At 60.5% G+C, this 17,168-nt stretch carries 15 protein-coding genes; 12 read left to right on the top strand and 3 right to left on the bottom strand.

From position 1 onward, the window contains the following. Nucleotides 1-80: 80 nt before the first annotated feature. The 10 genes from mmsA to C2L65_RS38495 all read left to right on the top strand — a co-directional run bounded on the left by mmsA (nucleotide 81) and on the right by C2L65_RS38495 (nucleotide 10,852). On the top strand, nucleotides 81-1,619 hold the full coding sequence (gene mmsA, locus C2L65_RS38540; RefSeq protein ID WP_042305460.1) for a multiple monosaccharide ABC transporter ATP-binding protein: 1,539 nt from the start codon (nucleotides 81-83) through the stop codon (nucleotides 1,617-1,619). Then, complete coding sequence (mmsB, locus tag C2L65_RS38535) at nucleotides 1,597-2,820, top strand: multiple monosaccharide ABC transporter permease (protein WP_427910210.1); 1,224 nt, start codon at nucleotides 1,597-1,599, stop codon at nucleotides 2,818-2,820. The genes mmsA and mmsB overlap by 23 nt, the downstream gene beginning before the upstream one ends. A gap of 139 nt (nucleotides 2,821-2,959) precedes the next feature. Next, on the top strand, nucleotides 2,960-3,256 hold the full coding sequence (locus C2L65_RS38530) for a Dabb family protein (RefSeq protein WP_042305461.1): 297 nt from the start codon (nucleotides 2,960-2,962) through the stop codon (nucleotides 3,254-3,256). Between the two features lie 38 nt (nucleotides 3,257-3,294). Beyond that, nucleotides 3,295-4,356, top strand: a complete 1,062-nt coding sequence (locus C2L65_RS38525; protein ID WP_042305494.1) for a maleylacetate reductase — start codon at nucleotides 3,295-3,297, stop codon at nucleotides 4,354-4,356. 338 nt (nucleotides 4,357-4,694) lie between these two features. After that, nucleotides 4,695-5,321: a response regulator transcription factor gene (locus C2L65_RS38520; RefSeq protein WP_042305462.1), complete on the top strand. Its 627-nt coding sequence runs from the start codon at nucleotides 4,695-4,697 to the stop codon at nucleotides 5,319-5,321. 85 nt (nucleotides 5,322-5,406) lie between these two features. Further along, nucleotides 5,407-5,739, top strand: a complete 333-nt coding sequence (locus tag C2L65_RS38515; RefSeq protein ID WP_233446648.1) for a response regulator — start codon at nucleotides 5,407-5,409, stop codon at nucleotides 5,737-5,739. A 140-nt stretch (nucleotides 5,740-5,879) separates the two neighbouring features. Then, complete coding sequence (locus C2L65_RS38510) at nucleotides 5,880-6,176, top strand: YtcA family lipoprotein (protein WP_052426811.1); 297 nt, start codon at nucleotides 5,880-5,882, stop codon at nucleotides 6,174-6,176. Nucleotides 6,177-6,191: 15 nt separating this feature from the next. Beyond that, a complete protein-coding gene (gene mdtN, locus C2L65_RS38505) occupies nucleotides 6,192-7,244 on the top strand; it encodes a multidrug transporter subunit MdtN (RefSeq protein ID WP_042305464.1) in 1,053 nt (350 codons plus the stop codon). A 9-nt stretch (nucleotides 7,245-7,253) separates the two neighbouring features. Next, nucleotides 7,254-9,362 carry an FUSC family protein gene (locus C2L65_RS38500; protein ID WP_042305465.1) on the top strand — a complete coding sequence of 703 codons (2,109 nt, stop codon included), beginning with the start codon at nucleotides 7,254-7,256 and terminating at the stop codon, nucleotides 9,360-9,362. Continuing rightward, nucleotides 9,359-10,852, top strand: a complete 1,494-nt coding sequence (locus tag C2L65_RS38495) for an MdtP family multidrug efflux transporter outer membrane subunit (protein ID WP_081920789.1) — start codon at nucleotides 9,359-9,361, stop codon at nucleotides 10,850-10,852. The genes C2L65_RS38500 and C2L65_RS38495 overlap by 4 nt, the downstream gene beginning before the upstream one ends. A 40-nt stretch (nucleotides 10,853-10,892) precedes the next feature. Here C2L65_RS38495 and C2L65_RS38490 read toward each other — a convergent pair whose 3' ends face one another. Together C2L65_RS38490 and C2L65_RS38485 are read right to left on the bottom strand one after the other, a co-directional pair. Continuing rightward, a complete protein-coding gene (locus tag C2L65_RS38490) occupies nucleotides 10,893-11,243 on the bottom strand; it encodes a winged helix-turn-helix domain-containing protein (protein ID WP_042305466.1) in 351 nt (116 codons plus the stop codon). A gap of 250 nt (nucleotides 11,244-11,493) precedes the next feature. Next, the gene (locus C2L65_RS38485; RefSeq protein ID WP_042305467.1) at nucleotides 11,494-11,880 is read right to left on the bottom strand and encodes a potassium channel family protein; all 387 of its coding nucleotides are present in this window, start codon (nucleotides 11,878-11,880) and stop codon (nucleotides 11,494-11,496) included. A gap of 839 nt (nucleotides 11,881-12,719) precedes the next feature. Here C2L65_RS38485 and C2L65_RS38480 point away from each other — a divergent pair. Together C2L65_RS38480 and C2L65_RS38475 are read left to right on the top strand one after the other, a co-directional pair. Beyond that, a complete protein-coding gene (locus C2L65_RS38480; protein WP_233446647.1) occupies nucleotides 12,720-14,117 on the top strand; it encodes a sensor histidine kinase in 1,398 nt (465 codons plus the stop codon). A 203-nt stretch (nucleotides 14,118-14,320) separates the two neighbouring features. Then, complete coding sequence (locus C2L65_RS38475; RefSeq protein ID WP_042305469.1) at nucleotides 14,321-16,366, top strand: FUSC family protein; 2,046 nt, start codon at nucleotides 14,321-14,323, stop codon at nucleotides 16,364-16,366. Between the two features lie 32 nt (nucleotides 16,367-16,398). On the opposite strand, the gene C2L65_RS38470 is transcribed toward C2L65_RS38475, so the two are convergent. Then, a complete protein-coding gene (locus tag C2L65_RS38470) occupies nucleotides 16,399-17,145 on the bottom strand; it encodes an SDR family oxidoreductase (protein WP_042305470.1) in 747 nt (248 codons plus the stop codon). Nucleotides 17,146-17,168: the final 23 nt, after the last annotated feature.

Below are 17,168 nucleotides of genomic sequence, written 5' to 3'. Positions count from 1 at the left end.
GTCAGCGTGGCGGGATTCTCTAGCGGGACCCGCTTCACGCAGGCGCGCCCCCGAGCGTGACCAATCAGAGGAATTTGACCATGGATACCATTCTGGAGATGCGCGGAATTCAGAAGAGCTTTGGCGCTGTCAAAGCCCTGAATAACGTCAATCTGAGGGTCCGTCAGGGCGAGATTCACGCCATTTGTGGAGAAAATGGCGCCGGAAAATCGACCCTGATGAAGATCCTCAGTGGTGTGTACCCGCACGGCTCTTATTCTGGCGACGTCCTTTACGACGGTCAGGAACGGGCGTTCGCCGATATTTCCGATAGCGAGGCGGTTGGCATCATCATCATCCATCAAGAGCTCGCGCTCGTACCGATGCTCTCGATTACCGAGAACATCTTTCTCGGTAACGAGCAGTCGAAGCGCGGCATCATCGATTGGCAGGTATCGCGTGCAAAGGCCAAGGGACTGTTGGCGAAGGTAGGGCTCACGGACTCGCCGGACGCACCCGTCGGCACGCTCGGGATTGGCAAGCAGCAGCTCATCGAGATTGCGAAGGCATTGTCGAAAGAGGTTCGTTTGCTCATTCTCGACGAGCCTACGGCAAGCTTGAATGAGAAAGACAGCGACACGCTTCTCACTCTGCTGCTCGAGTTGAAAGCGCGTGGCGTCACGTCAATCATCATCTCGCACAAGCTCAACGAAATTTCGCGCGTCGCGGACGGTATCACAGTCATTCGCGACGGCTCGACGGTCGACGCACTCGATTGCAGTGTGGAGAGTGTGAGCGAAGACCGCATCATCAAGGCGATGGTCGGCCGGGAAATGTCCGACCGCTATCCGCCGCGCACGCCGAATATCGGCGAGGTGATTTTCGAAGTCAAGGACTGGCGTGTCCAGCATCCCACGCAGCGAGACCGCGCGGTGATCAAAGGCGTGAACCTGACGGCGCGCAAGGGTGAAATCGTCGGTATCGCCGGGCTGATGGGTTCCGGGCGTACAGAACTTGCGATGAGCGTCTTTGGTGGCACCTACGGGCAAGACATCACGGGCCAGGTGCTGATGCATGGAAAGCAGGTCGATGTTTCCTCGGTACAGAAGGCCATCAAGGCGGGCATCGCATACGTGACGGAGGACCGGAAAGGCAACGGTCTGCTTCTCGACGACAACATCAAGCGAAACATCACGCTCGCGAACCTGTCTGGCGTCTCCAGGATGGGTGTCGTCGATGAGCACGAGGAGATAACGGTTGCGACTGAATTTCTGAAGAAGCTTCGAATCCGCGCACAAGGCGTCACCCACGTCGTTGGCAACCTCTCGGGCGGTAACCAGCAGAAAGTCGTGCTGAGCAAATGGCTGTTCTCCGAACCTGAGGTGCTCATCCTTGACGAGCCCACGCGAGGAATCGATGTAGGGGCGAAGTACGAGATCTACAACATCATCAATCAGGCAGTTGCGGCAGGTAAGTGTGTGGTCATGATTTCCTCGGAAATGCCCGAACTTCTCGGCATGTGTGACCGCGTCTATGTCATGAACGAAGGCCGGTTTGTCGGCGAATTCACCGCAGAAGAAGTCTCGCAGGAAAAGATCATGCGAGCGATCATGCGAAATGGAGGCATCGAAAATGCGTAAGGCACTCTCTCCGGTGGCCGTCGAAGGCGGCGAGGTCAAGAACAGCGAAGTCTTCGGAATGGTCAAGCGTCTGGGCAGCGAATATGGCCTGCTCCTGTCGCTCGTCATCATCATGGTGTTCTTCCAGATTGCGACCAATGGCGTGCTGATGCAGCCTCTCAACCTGACCAATCTGGTGCTTCAGAACAGCTACATCGTCATCATGGCGCTCGGCATGCTCATGGTGATTGTCTCGGGGCACATCGATCTTTCTGTCGGCTCGACGGCGGGCCTGGTGGGCGCCCTGGCAGCGGTGTTGATGGTCCAGTACGAGGTCAACTATGTTTGGGCGACCATCATCTGTATTGCAGCCGGCGCGCTGATCGGCGCTATGCAAGGTTACTGGATTGCATTCTGGCGGATGCCTTCGTTCATCGTGACGCTGGCCGGCATGCTGGTGTTCCGTGGCTTGACAAACCTCGTGCTGCAGGGCCAGTCCATTGGCCCGTTCCCGGAAGCATTCGGCGCGATGAGTTCGGGTTTCATCCCTGACCTCTTTCACGGACAGGCGCTTCATATCACGTCGATTCTCCTCGGTGTGTTTGTCGGTGCGCTTTTCTTTGTGATTGAACTTCGGCATCGCGCTGGGGCGGCAAAACATGGCGTCGAGAGCAGTTCTTTCTCCATGTTCGTGACGAAGAATGTCGTCCTTACGGCGCTGATTGTGTTCTTCTGCTACCTGCTCGCGTCCTATCGCGGCTTGCCCACAGTGCTCGTCATCATGGGTGTGTTGATTGGGGTCTACACGTTCATCATGAATCGCACCACCATCGGCCGCCGCATCTACGCAGTTGGCGGCAATGCGAAGGCCGCGCGACTCTCAGGCGTCAGCGTGCCGGCAGTGAGCTTCCTGACTTTCGTGAACATGGGCGTGCTTGCCGCATTGGCAGGGCTGATCTTCGCCGCTCGTCTGAATAGCGGCACGCCGAAGGCTGGCACCGGGTTCGAACTCGATGTCATTGCAGCATGCTTCATTGGTGGAGCGTCTGCATCCGGTGGCGTCGGGAAGGTCGTCGGCGCGGTGGTGGGCGCGTTCATCATGGGCGTGATGAACAACGGAATGTCCATCATGGGCATCGGTGTGGATTATCAGCAGGTTATCAAAGGCATCGTTCTGCTCGCGGCAGTGTTCGTCGACGTGTACAACAAGAACAAGGCGTAACTGCTTTCTACGTTAGACCAGCTTTAGAGCCTGGCAGGGGCCGTATAAGCAACGTGCCCCTTGCTTGAACGCGTACTGGGTCATGAGATTGCATCTCGAGAATTTGACCTGTTCAACAGCAACATTAACGGAAGCAAATATGGTCAAGCATATCGTGATGTGGAATGTTCGCGGTGACACGCCCGAGCTAAAGAAGGAATCCGCGATGCTCGTGAAGTCGGCTTTCGAGAGTCTGAGTGGGAAGATTCCCGGGCTTACCAGGCTCGAGGTGGGGCTGGACGTAAGTGCCGTCGACTATGCATGCGATGTCGTGCTGTACACGGAGTTCGAAACCCAGGAATCGCTCGACGCATACGCCTCGCACCCTGAGCATCTGCGGGTGAAGCAGGTCGTCGGTGACATTCGTATCGCTCGCCACCAGGTCGACTACGTTTAGGCGAACTGCACCGTATGACGACACAGGGAGCTAATCTCATGTATGAGTTCACCTATACCACGCAGGCGTCGAGAGTTGTGTTCGGCGCCGGAAGCATGAAGTTGATTCAACAGGAAGTCGAGACGTTGGGCGCACGGCGGGCGTTGGTTCTTTGTACCCCGGAACAGAAGGCTCAGGCGGAGGTAGTCTCGGCTCTTCTCGGTCCTTCCAGTGCGGGAGTCTTCGACGGCGCCCAGATGCATGTTCCCATCGAGAACGCCCGCCGCGCGCGCGAGCATGCGAAGTCTGTTGACGCGGACTGTGCCGTCGCGATTGGCGGCGGTTCGACGATTGGTCTCGGCAAGGCCATTGCGCTTGAATCATCGTTACCGATCATCGCGATACCGACGACGTATGCGGGGTCGGAGATGACGCCCATCTACGGCATTACCGAAAATGGCCTGAAGAAAACGGGCCGCGATGCGAAGGTCGTCCCGAAGACAGTCCTGTACGACCCGGAATTGACAATGGGGCTCCCGGTTCGTCTTTCGATAGTCAGCGGCCTCAACGCGATCGCCCATGCCGCCGAAGGGCTGTACGCCAAGGACGGAAATCCCGTCATGTCGCTGATGGCGGAAGAGGGCATTCGCTCTCTTGCCATCGGCCTGCGTGGAGTGAACAAGAACGGCAAGGACAAAGCGGCGCGCAGCGAATGTCTCTACGGTGCGTGGCTGTGCGGGATGGTGCTCGGCAATGTTGGCATGGCGCTTCATCACAAGCTGTGCCACACCTTGGGTGGAACATTTAACCTGCCTCATGCGGAGACGCACGCAATCGTGCTGCCTCATGCTCTCGCTTACAACAGTCCCGTTGCGGATGAGGCTATGGAGCGGATTGCCAGGGCATTGAACGTAGCGTCGGCGGCCGACGGCCTTTACCAGCTCAACGAAGAGCTTGGGGTTCCGCGAGGCCTTCGCGAGATTGGGTTGAGGGAAACGGACCTCGATCATGCGTGCGAGGTGGCATTGTCAAACCCATACTGGAACCCGCGACCGATTGATGAGAAACCGCTCAGGGCACTGCTGCAACGTGCCTGGGAAGGCGCACGCCCGTCCGCGTAATTTTTGGAAGGCGGGCGTCTGGCAGGCACACGGCAGCGTTAGTGACACGAATCGAATACGCGGGCAATGAATTTATGTCATACCATTGCGGACACGCTGGGTAACAGAAGCGTTTTCAAAGAATGCACCAGGCCGATGACGCGAGTCGATCTACCCCTACAGCACCAAATCTGGCGCCGCCATTACATAAACATGTCATGCTGCCTGCACTTCCGGGCGCCGATCCCGGCGGTATAATTTTTTTCCGGCACGGCCGCGTGAGCGTCGCATCCAGCGACATCATCGTGGGCCGGCTGTCCGAGGTCAGGGGAGGCGCCTCCTGACGACAGAGGGGTTCGATGGAATCCGCAGGTGAACTGGTGTATCTGGTCGACGACGACGAACGGGTGCGAGAGGCACTCGCTGCGTTGCTGCGTGCAAACGGAAGAACTGTCCACGCGTTCAACTCCGGCAGAGCATTTCTCGACACACCGCGTCAAAAAGCCGTTGCATGTCTGATCCTCGATATGAGAATGCCCGGCTTGAGTGGCCTGGACGTCCAGAAGCTGGTCAGCGCGGACGCTCATATCCCCGTCATTTTCATCACGGGAAGAGGCGATGTGCCATCCACGGTGCTGGCCATGAAGGGCGGCGCGGTTGACTTCCTCACCAAGCCCATCGACGAAGACGCGTTGCTCAACGCAGTCGATGCGGCACTCGCCAAAGCCCATGTGCTTCGCGCGGAGGCGGCTGATACAGCGGCCCTCCACGCGCTCTATCAATCGCTGACACCTCGTGAGCAGGAACTCTTGCCATTACTCGTTAGCGGCTTGCTCAACAAGCAGGCGGCGGCCGTCCTTGGTATCACCGAATACACCGTCCAGGTACATCGAGGCCACATCATGAGAAAAATGCGCGCAGATTCATTCGCCACGCTGGTCAGGCAGGCAAGCAAACTGCAGCTTGAAGCATCGCCGACACGATAGTCCAGAGCCTGGCGCCAGTGCCAGTTCCTTGTTGGACCCATGAGCCGGAAAAACAATGTGCGCGTCCTCGGTTCGAACCGTTGCCGTGATTGATGACGACCGTCGCGTCCTGGCGGCTCTGGCCAACCTGCTGGCTTCTGGCGGGTATGGAACGCGGGTTTATGAATCCGCAGTGGATTTCTTTTCCGAGGGTTACTCGGGCCTGTTATGTGTTGTCACCGACCTGGGAATGCGGCCCATCGACGGCATTCAGGTGCTCGATAGAACGGTTCAGTCGGGCGCGGCCACGCCCGTCATCATTATCACGGGCAAACCGACCGGGCATACGGAAGACTACTATCTGCAGAGAGGCGCATTCGGTTTCTTCCGGAAGCCTGTCGATGGCGACGCGCTGCTAGACATGCTGGATAGCATTTAAGTAAGCCTTGGGGAAACACAAATCGCCGCGCGATTTACATCATTCTTTACTAAGGCGACACTACATATTCATGTAATGCGCGGGGCTTCATTGCCGCGTTATTGTTGCGAACTCGACGCTTTGCCCGGGGGCTGCACGCCTTGAAACGACACGTTCCATTCGCCAAAGACTCACATGCAAAGCGTGCGCGCGGGACGGCGGCGATCGCCGCGGTTCTCGTCTCGGGGTGCGCGAATTCGCCATCCCTCAGCGTACTCGGCGCGTACTTTCCGGACTGGCTGTTCTGTCTCGTCACGGGCGTGGTGCTCACGGTCGTCGTCCATCTGATCGTCAAACGCATGCGGGCCGAGCTTGTCTTGTGGCCTGCGGCGGTGGTGTATCCCACGCTTGTCACTTTCCTTTCACTCGCTGTCTGGTTGATGCTGTTCCAACATTGATCTTCAGGTAATGCAATGGCGACAACTGCCAACCGGACAAAGAAGCGCGCATGGCCGGCCATCATCCTGGTCTTGCTGACGCTGCTATTGGTGGTCTTCGTGATCCGCCAGCTGGAACGCGCGCCGCGCACCGACGACGCCTATGTCTATGCGGATACCATCGACGTCGTACCCGAGGTGAACGGCCGTATCGTCGAGTTGCCCGTGCATGACAACCAGGCGGTGAAGCAGGGCGACCTGCTGTTTCGCATCGATCCGCGTCCGTATCAGGATGCGCTGACGCGGGGCAAGGCGTCGCTCGTTGCGCTCGACAGGCAGATCGAGTTGACCCAGCGCACGGTCAACGCGCAGCAGTACAACGCGGAGTCGGTGCGCGCGGCTGTCGAGCGCGCACGCGCCGCAGCCGCTCAGGCTTCCGATACGCTACACCGCATGGAGCCGCTGTTGTCACACGGTTATGTGTCGGCGGAGGACGTCGACCGTGCGCGCACCGCGCAACGCGCCACGCAGGCCGAACTCAGCGCCGCGCAACTGCAGGCGCAGCAGGCGGCAGCGGCTGTGAGCGGCGTCGATGCGCTGGTCGCGCAACGCGCCGTTGTCACGGCGGAGATCTCGCTTGCGGAATTGAACCTCGAGTATGCGACGGTGCGAGCGCCTTTCGACGGACGCATTGTGTCGTTGAAGACGGCAACGGGCCAGTTTGCAACGGCGCTCAAACCTGTCTTCACCTTGATCGATACGCGCCACTGGTACGTGGTCGCGAACTTTCGTGAGACGGAACTCAAGGGCATCAGGACGGGGACGCCCGCGACGGTCTATCTGATGAGCGATACGGACCAGCGCTTTCGGGGCACCGTCGATTCGATCAGTTACGGCATCGCGTCCGACGAAGCCGGTCTCGCCTTGCCCGGCGGATTGCCGCGCATTCAACGCACGCTTAACTGGGTTCATGTGTCGCAGCGGTTTCCGGTCAAGATCCGTGTGGACGATCCGAACCCCGAGCTGTTCCGCGTCGGCACGTCGGCGGTCGCGGTGCTGCACCCGGGCAACGACGGCGCAAGCCATTGAGGAGCGCCCATGGCCGCCGCCGACTACTTGCCCCCGATGCCCGTTATGCTGCGCAATGCAGGCGATTTCCTGACACGCGAGCTTGCGCCTTTTCCTGGTCGGCTCAACGTGATGTTGCGTTGCATGCTGACCAGCGCAATCGTGATCGTCGCATCGATGGCGCTCGAAGTGCCGGAGCTTCCGCTGTCGCTGCTGGTGGTGTTCTACGTCACGCAGGCGAACGTGGTGGTGACGCGGTTGGTCGGCATCATGTTCATGGTCGGATCGACGCTCGCCATTGGCCTGTCGATCCTGCTGCTGAAATTCACATTCGATTATCCGTTGCTGCGCATCGTCGTCGCGAGTGTGGTGTTTTTCGGCAGCGTGTATTTGCTGCGCGTTCTGAAGATCGGCGTGGTGTTTTTCATCGTCGCGATTGTCGTGATCTATGTGCAGAGTTTCGTCGATCAGACCGATCAGGCCGACCTGCTGATTCGCGCGGTGTTGTGGGTATGGGTCGCCGTCAACTATCCGATCGCGCTTGCGCTCGTGGTCAATACGCTGCTGTTGCCCGCCGAACCGCAATTGCAGCTCAAGGCGGAAATACATCGGCAGCTTGCGGCGCTGGACACACGTCTGACGCAACTGATCGACAACACGCCGAACGTCACGCCGATCACACTAGCGGCTGTCCAGCAAGGCGCGCTGACCTTGCAAAAGCTGTTGCGGTTCACGATGATGCGAGACGCGCATTTTCGCGAGCATCAGGCGGCGCAGCTTGCATGCATCGCGACCGCGTCGCGTCTCTATCGCGGCGCGAGCGAGTTGCCCGATACATGGCCGGCGCCGTCGCCGGCGCGGCGTGCGATGTTGTCCGAGTTGCGGGCGAACGTCCGGGCACTCGACGAAGCGGTGATGTCGGGTGAACCGTATCGTCACGTGAGCACCGCGACACCAGAAGAGCACAATGCAGCCGACACGATTCCCGCCGCAGGCGAGTTGCAGCGCGCGCTGCATGCGTACGCGGATCTCGCCGCGCGCGGTGCGGAGACGGGCAAACCGGCCGCCGCCGAACCGATGGTGGCGCCCGACGCATGGACCAATCCCGCGTATCTGCGCTTTTCGTTGAAGACGCTGCTCGCCGTGCTGGCCTGCTACGTGTTCTACAACGCGGTCGACTGGCAGGGCATACACACGATCATGCTGACCTGCGTGATCGTCGCGCTGCCGAGCCTCGGCGCATCGACGCAGCGTGCGCTGCTGCGTCTGACGGGGGCCGCCATTGGCAGTGCGCTGGCGCTCTTCATGGTGGTGTTCGTCATTCCCCATCTCGACGATATCGCCGGCCTGCTGTTGATCACGCTGCCCGTCGCCGCGCTCGGGGCGTGGATATCGGCGGGCTCGGAGCGGATCGGCTACGCGGGCATCCAGGTGATATTCACGTTCTCGCTCGCCGTGCTCGGGCAGTTCGGCCCAACCACGAACCTGACTGAAATCCGCGACCGGATGGTGGGCATTCTGCTGGGCGTCGGCGTGGCGACCTTCGTGCAGATGTCGTTCTGGCGGGAAGGCGAGGGCGACGCGTTGCGGCAGAGACTCGCAACCATGTTGCGCGCGATCGCCGCACAACTGCGCACGCCCAGCGACGAAGCGGGGGACGAGTTGCCGTACGCGCAGCGCCAGTTGCAGGCATGGGCGGTATTGGCCGATTGCGAGGCGACGCTCGCGCGTGTCGCACTCGAGCCCGGCTGGCAGGAAGCCGAGCATGCGCAATGGACGCTACGCGCGCAAACCGTGCTCGCGCAGGGACGCGAGATCATGCTGGCGGGCGATGCGCTTCGCAGTACGCTGGTCGCGCAAGCGGGAGCGTCGAACGCGCAAACGGTCGATGCCGTGCGCTCGACGCAAGAACAGGCGCGCGCCGAACTCAACCGGTATGCGGAAGAGCTTGCGGCCAGCCCGCCCGACGCCCGCGCGCCGAGACGCAGCGAGATCGCTGCACAAGCTGTCGAACCAGCCGATCGAGCGCTCATCGCCGCAGCGGACGAACTGTCGCGGCAAGTCGCGGGGTTGCCGGACTGGCGCGCCGAGGTGCAGGACGGGGCGTCCGTTGCGGCGCCCTCATCACAGCCCATATGAACATGAATCAGCGATCGGTTTTGCGTGATGGGCGGTGGCGTCGACGCGTGTTATGTGTGGCGTGGCTATCGTCCGCGCTGTCGGGATGCGCGCTGATCCATCACGACACCACCCCTTATACGGAGATTGCCCCTGAACAGATCAATCTCGCGGACGACATCCATCTCGCGCGCGATGGCTGGCCCGCCGCGCGCTGGTGGACACGTTATGGCGATGAGCAACTCGACGCGCTGATCGATCAGGCGCTCGCCAACGCCCCGACGATGGTGATCGCGCGCACGCGCGTCGCACAGGCCAGGTCGGATGTCGAACTGGTCAGCGCGGGAACGGGCTTGCAGGTGGTGGCGCTGGCGTTACTGGATCGCGAGCATGTTTCCGCAAACGGCTTTCTTGGCCCGTTCGCACAGAATGAACCGGCTTTGGGGCTGACGGGGCCGTGGTACACCGAGGGCGTTGTCGGGCTGGGCGCGAGCCTGAATGTCGATCTTTGGGGCAAGCAGCGCGCACAGGTCGCCGCATCGCTCGGTGTGAGCAATGCGCGGCTCGCCGAGACGTCCGCGGTCGAACTCGAAATCTCGGCGGATGTGGCGCAGCTTTACTACGGCATTCAAACGACTTATCAGCTCATCGATCTGCTAAACGAACTGCACGAAACAGCAGAGTTCGCAGTGCAGGCACACGAGGCGCGTGCCGCGCGCGGCCTCGAAGCACGCACCTTGCTCGAAGAAGCGCGAGCGCAGCAACTGGCCGTCGAACGGCAGATCGTGTCGGCGCAGACGCAGATCAAGCAGTTTCGCGAATCGATGCGGGCGCTGGTCGGCGCGGGCCCCGATGGCCTGCCCGCCATCGAGCCCGTCGCGCTGCCGCGCTCGCAGGCGGCGTTGCCGCCGGCGCTTTCGTATGAACTGCTGGCCCGGCGTCCCGATCTGCAGGCGATGCGCTGGTATGTCGAGTCGTCGTTCGACCGGATCGATGCGGCCAAGGCGGCGTTCTATCCGAGCTTCGACATCAAGGCGTTCTTCGGCGTCAATGCCTTGCACCTCGCCGACCTTTTCACGCATGCGAGCCAGCAGATCAATCTGATCCCGGGCCTGTATCTGCCGATCTTCGACGGCGGTCGGCTCAACGCGAACCTTGGCGGCGCACGCGAGGGGAGCAACCTGTTGATCGAGCAGTACAACCAGGCCGTCCTCAACGCGGTGCGCGACGTCGCGCAGACGGGCAGCCGCCTGCAGGCGCTCGATGCCCAGACGGAGCTGCAGAAGCAGCGGATCGAATCGATTGCGTTCACGAGGGACAGCGTCGAAGCGCATTATCAACGCGGACTGACGAGCCGGCTCGCGGCGCTTCAGGCACGCCAGCCGGTGATCGCCGAACAGGTTGCGCTGCTGGAGCTACGGGGGCAGATGCTCAGTCAGGAGATCGCATTGACCAAGGCACTCGGCGGCGGCTATCGCGCTGCAGCGCCCGTCGAACTGAAGCCGCGTTGAGCGCGCGCCGCGCGCCGATGCACTTCAAAACACAAAACGGCTATCTTGCAGACCGCATCAACTGGGCATGCACGACAAGCATTGGAATCAGATAAGCCGGTTGTGCCGGTCGCAACAGCCGGTAGCCGCGCCCAGGCACAGATACAAGCAACCTGCGATGTTCGCCCATCATTTTGCGGATCATGCAGATGTGGACACGAAGATTGTTTTCAGCGACCACCGTGTGCGGCCAGACCTGGTCTGTGAGCTTTTCTTTTGTCACCAGCGCGCCATTGGCTTCGATAAGCACGAGCAAGACATCCATCGCTCTGCAACCAAGTTCGACAGGAAGACCGTCGACGAACACTTCTCTACGGTCCGGGAACACAGTCAGATTTTCGATGCGAATCATGGTGTTGCATATCCGATTGGTTGAGACTTGCGCGGCCCGTTGACGGCAAGTAGGTGCCCAGGAGATCAGGTTGATGCGTATACGCGCGGTTCTCGGTTGTCCCTGTATCGCTTCCAGACTCGCAAAGGGTTCACCCTGCTCCAAGCGTAAGGCTAGAGATGATAGGCGGCAGTCCGAAGGACGGCTATTACATGAATCTGGAATCAGCCGGGCATGGCGAGAAAAGGAACAGAAGCGGATCGTGTAGGGTTTAGCGTGGCCGCAGGCCAGCTCGTTGAGCCGCTACCTGAATGCCGTAGACAGTGGAGCCCGTTGTCACTCCCGTCATCAACACGCCGAGCAAACCCAGTAAAACCGCGATGATCCGGCCAAGCGTGGTGGTTGGTACGACGTCGCCGTAACCGATGGTCAGCGCAGTGACCGCGCAAAAATACAGTGTCTCGCCCAGCGATGAGTGGACGCGCGTGGCCATATTGACGGCCCCGCCACCGTAGTACATTGCAATCGACAAAACGAAGAAAAGCATGACCATGATGGCCAGAATACTGCGCAGGTGCCAGAGAACCTTTGCGACTTCGACAACTGCATCGTGCGGCGAGAGGCGGACGTGAAGATCGTCCTTGATGTCAGTGTTCATGTTTCTTGAAGCTATCAGGTTAATTTGAACGCTCTTCGAGAGCGCGCCGTAAAAAGCAAGGCTCTTCGCGCGAAATAGATTGGAGTTCGTGAAAGAGCAGATGCTGGAAAGCCATCATCCACTATTTAACCGGTGGCAGCGTAACAATAAAGATTGCGCCGTAGTCGGGGTTGTTGCCGACTGAAATTTCGCTCGCTGTGAAGCTTCACAAGGCCATCACGCGATCTCCTGCCGGCGCACATCACTGTCAACAACTGTGTCAACTCGCAGCGCCTGGAATCGATGTTAGTTCGCAGGAAGTTGGCGTTCCATTACATGAAACTGGAGTCGCTTCGAATCTTCGGACGAGACTTGGCGCTGGCGTAGAACCGACAGTGGAAGATCAGATCTGGCGGCAGACGCGGCGGGACGACTTTCGTCGAGAGGAAAATTCGCTGCACGTTCGCGGGCGCTTCAACAGTCACACGCATTTTGCAATCACACGCGTGGTTATCGGGGCACGCTTGCCGCCATCCCCCGTCGAATGCGCGCGTCTCCCCAATAAGGGGGATGGCGGGCCGCGTTGCGCCGCGAGACCATGGATCTACCGGATGCAGATCGAAGCGCTCCCTGCGCGGGCAGCGCGCCTTTCGATCCCCACCGGGCGGCTGACTGATACTTTGCCGGGAACGGCTCGTTTCGCGCCACGTGATACGCCGCATTGAATCTCATCGCAGGGTATCAGGCGGGAACCGTTCGGTGCGCAGCCGTGGACGCCGCTGCTTGTTAGTCGACATCGTGCGCCCGTTACCGATAGATAAATTGCCGTGCTAGCCAAAGTACCCAAAATCAGCAACCCGTTGCGAGAAAAGACCGCCTCCCTCGCTGCCGATCTGACCGATGTCGTCGAGCGCACGCTCGCGACACTGACGCCGCTCGACGGATACCGGTTGCTGCCGCCGGCCGCCAAAGAGGATGTTCACGAATCCGTCGCGCTGTCGGCCAAAGTATGGTTCGAGACGCTGTTGTCGGGCGAACCTCCGTCCGCGCAGCACATGAACGTGTTTCGGGAAATCAGCCAGAAACGTGAGCCTCAACGCGTACCGCTGCAAAGCCTGCTTCAGGCGCTGCGCCTCGGCTTGCGGGAAATCTGGAGCACCTACGTCGCGCTGGGAGAACTGGACGAGCGCATTGGCAAAGAGCTTCTGGTCGACGTCTCGCTGTATCTCTTCGATTACTTCGATCTCGTCGCGCAGATCATCGTCCACGCTTATCTGGCCGAGCAATATCGTCAACCGGGTTGGACGGAACTGGCCGTCGCGATCGAGGAGGGCGCGCGCCAATCCGAAAACGTGCGACACCATCTCGTCGCGTTGCTCGGGAAGTTGTCGGACGAGCCGCAACTGTTGTCGACGCTGGAGCCTGGTCACGCGCAAGAGCAACGCAGCGCTGAGGCGGCCGGTGCGCAAGTGATGAAGTTCTTTGGTATCGATGTCGATATCGACGACAGCGCAGACGTCGCGAAGGCGTTGCGCGACGCGCAGGAGAAGCTGTCACAGGCGTCACGGCTCGCGGCTGTCGCCGAACTGTCCGCCTCCATTGCTCACGAACTCAACCAGCCCCTTCAGGCCGTCGTCGCGCATGGGCAGGCATGCTTGCGGTGGCTCGCCGCCACACCGCCCAGGATCGAGGAAGCCAGACTCTCGGCCGAGCACGTTGTTCGCGACGCAAATGCCGCCGCCGATGTGGTAAGCCGCATCCGGGCGCTCTTCAGGCATGCAGCCCCACAAAAGGCGGATCTCGACATCAACAAGCTGATCCTTCAGGTATGCACGCTGATGGCCGACGATATCCAGCGCAACGCGATTTCGCTGGAGACGATACTGTACGAAGACGTGCCGAAGATCAGAGCCGACGCGGTTCAGGTTCAGCAGGTGCTCGTGAACCTCGTGCGCAACGCAATCGAAGCGTTAGCGGCAACGGAGGAACGGCCGAAACTGCTGGTAGTCCGCTCGCGTCGCGATGCGGATAGTGTGGTGATCGACGTGGAGGATCGCGGCGCGGGACAGGTGGACTTCGAGAGGATCTTCGAGCCGTTCTTCACTACCAAGAAAACAGGGATGGGCATGGGTCTGGCGATCTGCAGGTCTATTGTCGAAGCACACGCTGGCCGGATCTGGGCTGTGCGCAATGTGTCCCGCGGCGTAACATTCAGCTTCACCCTCCCGATCGAGCGTTCGAACGCAACAGCGCGTTGACAGTGGCTGTTGGTATCGCGGGACTTCGCATCGGACGAGCAAGGTGAACCGCACGGCCGCGTCCTTTGCGGCTTCGACGCGTGCGCGTCCTATGCGATCGTCCGGGCAGACTTCGAAGAAACGCGGGACACTGTGGGTCGTTTGACTGCGAGCCTGGACAATCTGCCGGGCAGAGAGACTGATCCCCCACGCGATTTGTTCCGATGAATCTCCCTTCGCTGCGCGACTGGATTTTTTCACTAAAGACCTTTCTTGCAGGGATGCTCGCGCTTTACATCGCGTTCTGGTTCGACCTTCCGAGGCCGTACTGGGCGCTGGCATCCGTCTATATCGTGTCGAACCCGTTCGTCGGTGCCACAAGGTCGAAGGCTTTGTATCGCGTGATCGGCACCGTGCTCGGCGCGCTCGCTTCCGTCGCCCTCGTGCCGCCTTTCGCCGAGACGCCTTATCTGTTGAGCGCAGTGATAGCGTTGTGGACGGGCGTGTTTGTCTACATTTCGATCTCGACGCGTGCGGCACGCAGCTACGTTTTCCTGCTCGCCAGTTATTCGCTGTCTGTCATCGCGCTACCGGCGCTATCGAACCCGCTGAGCATCTTCGACGTGGCCGTGGCGCGAACGGAAGAAATCACGCTTGGCATCGTCTGCGCGAGCATCGTCGGCAGCGTTTTGTTTCCGAGCCGGCTCGCGCCGACGCTGATCGAGCGAACCGACTCATGGTTCCGTGACGCGACGCTTTACGCGAAAGAGTCGCTGGCGGGCCGGGCCGTGGGCGCGCTCGTTTCAGGAAGCCGCCAGAAGATGGCGACGAGTGTGCGCGGCTTCGAATTCCTGTTGAGCCAGTTGGCCTACGATCACGTCAGCCCGGCGATTCTCGCTCGCAGCGAGGAACTGCAAGGCCGGATGCAACTGATACTGCCTATCACCTCGGCACTTGCAGATATCCTCGCGGCCGCACAGAAATCGGAGCCCGGCGTTCCCGTTAGCCTGAACGAACTGCTGCGCGATACCTGCCGCTGGATGGACGCGTCGCTAGGCGAAGACCCCGAGCACGGGGCGTCGCTGTTGCGGATGCGTATCGCGCAACTGGACCCGGCCCGCAACGAATTGACGACCTGGCAGGCGGCACTGTTATCCAGCGCGCTGTCGCGCTTGCGGCAAGTGGTGGATCTGTGGGCCGATTGCCGGAGCTTGCGCGACATGATCGTGTACGAAAAAGCGAGCTGGCGACCGCGTTTTCGTCATTGGCGGGTCGGCACGCGTCACGCGTTTCTCGACCGGGGTCTTGCCTTGTTCTCCGCCAGTTCGGCTGCGCTGGTCATCTTCGTTTCGTCGAGCATCTGGATTGCTTCGGGCTGGCAGGACGGTGCGGCGGCCGTGTCGTTGGGCGCTATCGGTGTCTGCTTTTTCGCCGCGCTCGACGAACCCGTGCCCATGATGATTACTTTTCTGAAGTGCGCGACGATGGGCGTCGTCATTTCAGCGTTCTATCTGTTTGTCGTGTTGCCGAGTGGCCAGGACTTCGGCGTGCTGGTCATCTTCTTCTCATTCCTGTTTGTGCCGCTCGGTTTGTTGATGCCACGTCCGAAATGGGCGTTGATATCGACGCTCGTAGCGTTGACGACGGCCACTTTTCTTGGCATCGACAGCGCCTATGACGCCAACATCCTGAGCTTCCTGAATGCCAACCTCGCGGGGCTGGCCGGTGTGATGTTCGCTTCGGTGATGACGGGCGTGATCCGCCCGTTCGGAACGGATGCGGCGACGGCACGTCTCACCCGGTCCAGCTGGCGGGACGTCGTTCTCAGCGCGTCTACGTTATCGATCGATCAGCAGCGCGATCTGAACGCCCGCATGCTCGACCGGCTCGTGCAGCTCATTCCGCGTGTGGCGCCGAGCGACGACGACAAGCACCCTTCGACGGAAAGCCTGCGCGACATGCGCGTTGCGCTCAACACACTCGACCTGCGCAGACTCTCGGGCAAGTTTTCCGGGGAGTTGCCGGTCGTGTTGAATCGCGTGCTCGACGATGTGCGGTCGTACTATGAACGATGCGTCGAATCGGGCAATCGTCAAGGCGTACCGTCCGCGCTTGCGGCCGACGTCGATGCCACCATCGAGCGGATCCTGGCGGACTTCGCGGCCGATCCCGGTGCGCCTGGCTACAAGCTGCGCAAAGGTGCGCTGCACGCGCTCGTCGGGCTCAGGCTGTCGCTGTTTCCAGCGACGAAACCTGGCGACGCGTCCTGACCCGAGTGCCCGATAGCGGCAACGGGTTGCGATCAACCCGCCGCAAACAGGTCGTTGAACTCGTTGACCCACGCGTGCTCGCTGGGGCCCGGATTGGCGCGCATCGACACGGCGGGACCCACGAGGATTTCGTTGGCATCGGTGCCCAGTTGCCCGATTGCGCCTTCGATGAACGTATCGAGCGGCATCGCGCGTTCTTCTTCGGTGCTGTTCAGCAACTCCGTGCGAACCCACGGCGGCGCGATTTCAATGAACGAGACCTTGCTGTCCCGAAGCAGATAGCGCTGCGACAACGTGTACGAATGCAAGGCGGCCTTGGTCGCGCTGTACACCGCCGCGATAGCAAGCGGCACGAAGCCCAATACGGACGTCACGTTCGCGACGACCGCGTCGTCGCGCGTCTTCAGATGTTCGATCAGTGCGGACGTCATGCGGATCGGCCCAAGCAGATTCGTATCCACTGTCGTGCGCATCAGGTCGTCGTCGACGGGACCTTGCGCGCCATCGGGATACATGACGCCGGCGTTGTTGATCAACACGTTGAGGTCGGGATACTCGGCAATCAACCTGGCGGCAACGGCCTGAACGTCGGCGGGATTGTTGATGTCGAGCGACACCGCGCGCATGCCGGGATTCGCATCGATGGTTGCCTGCAGACGCTCGGCGCGCCTGCCTGAAATGATGACCTGGTTGCCGCGCTTGTGCAGCGCCTCGGCAAGTCCGCGGCCGATGCCCGAGCCGCCGCCCGTGATGAAGATAGTGTTGCCTGTGAGTTTCATGTTCGACTCGCTGTGAAATGAAG

The sequence above is a fragment of the Paraburkholderia terrae genome, from assembly GCF_002902925.1.
GTDB lineage: Bacteria > Pseudomonadota > Gammaproteobacteria > Burkholderiales > Burkholderiaceae > Paraburkholderia > Paraburkholderia terrae.
The sequence above is the reverse complement of the archived record's forward strand: the minus strand, read 5'-3'. Positions and strand labels throughout refer to the sequence as shown.

Coding starts and splice junctions, on each gene's coding strand:
- mmsA (WP_042305460.1), top strand. CDS start 81: ATGGATACCATTCTGGAGATGCGCGGAATTCAGAAGAGCTTTGGCGCT.
- mmsB (WP_427910210.1), top strand. CDS start 1,597: ATGGAGGCATCGAAAATGCGTAAGGCACTCTCTCCGGTGGCCGTCGAA.
- C2L65_RS38530 (WP_042305461.1), top strand. CDS start 2,960: ATGGTCAAGCATATCGTGATGTGGAATGTTCGCGGTGACACGCCCGAG.
- C2L65_RS38525 (WP_042305494.1), top strand. CDS start 3,295: ATGTATGAGTTCACCTATACCACGCAGGCGTCGAGAGTTGTGTTCGGC.
- C2L65_RS38520 (WP_042305462.1), top strand. CDS start 4,695: ATGGAATCCGCAGGTGAACTGGTGTATCTGGTCGACGACGACGAACGG.
- mdtN (WP_042305464.1), top strand. CDS start 6,192: ATGGCGACAACTGCCAACCGGACAAAGAAGCGCGCATGGCCGGCCATC.
- C2L65_RS38500 (WP_042305465.1), top strand. CDS start 7,254: ATGGCCGCCGCCGACTACTTGCCCCCGATGCCCGTTATGCTGCGCAAT.
- C2L65_RS38495 (WP_081920789.1), top strand. CDS start 9,359: ATGAACATGAATCAGCGATCGGTTTTGCGTGATGGGCGGTGGCGTCGA.
- C2L65_RS38490 (WP_042305466.1), bottom strand. CDS start 11,243: ATGATTCGCATCGAAAATCTGACTGTGTTCCCGGACCGTAGAGAAGTG.
- C2L65_RS38485 (WP_042305467.1), bottom strand. CDS start 11,880: ATGAACACTGACATCAAGGACGATCTTCACGTCCGCCTCTCGCCGCAC.
- C2L65_RS38475 (WP_042305469.1), top strand. CDS start 14,321: ATGAATCTCCCTTCGCTGCGCGACTGGATTTTTTCACTAAAGACCTTT.
- C2L65_RS38470 (WP_042305470.1), bottom strand. CDS start 17,145: ATGAAACTCACAGGCAACACTATCTTCATCACGGGCGGCGGCTCGGGC.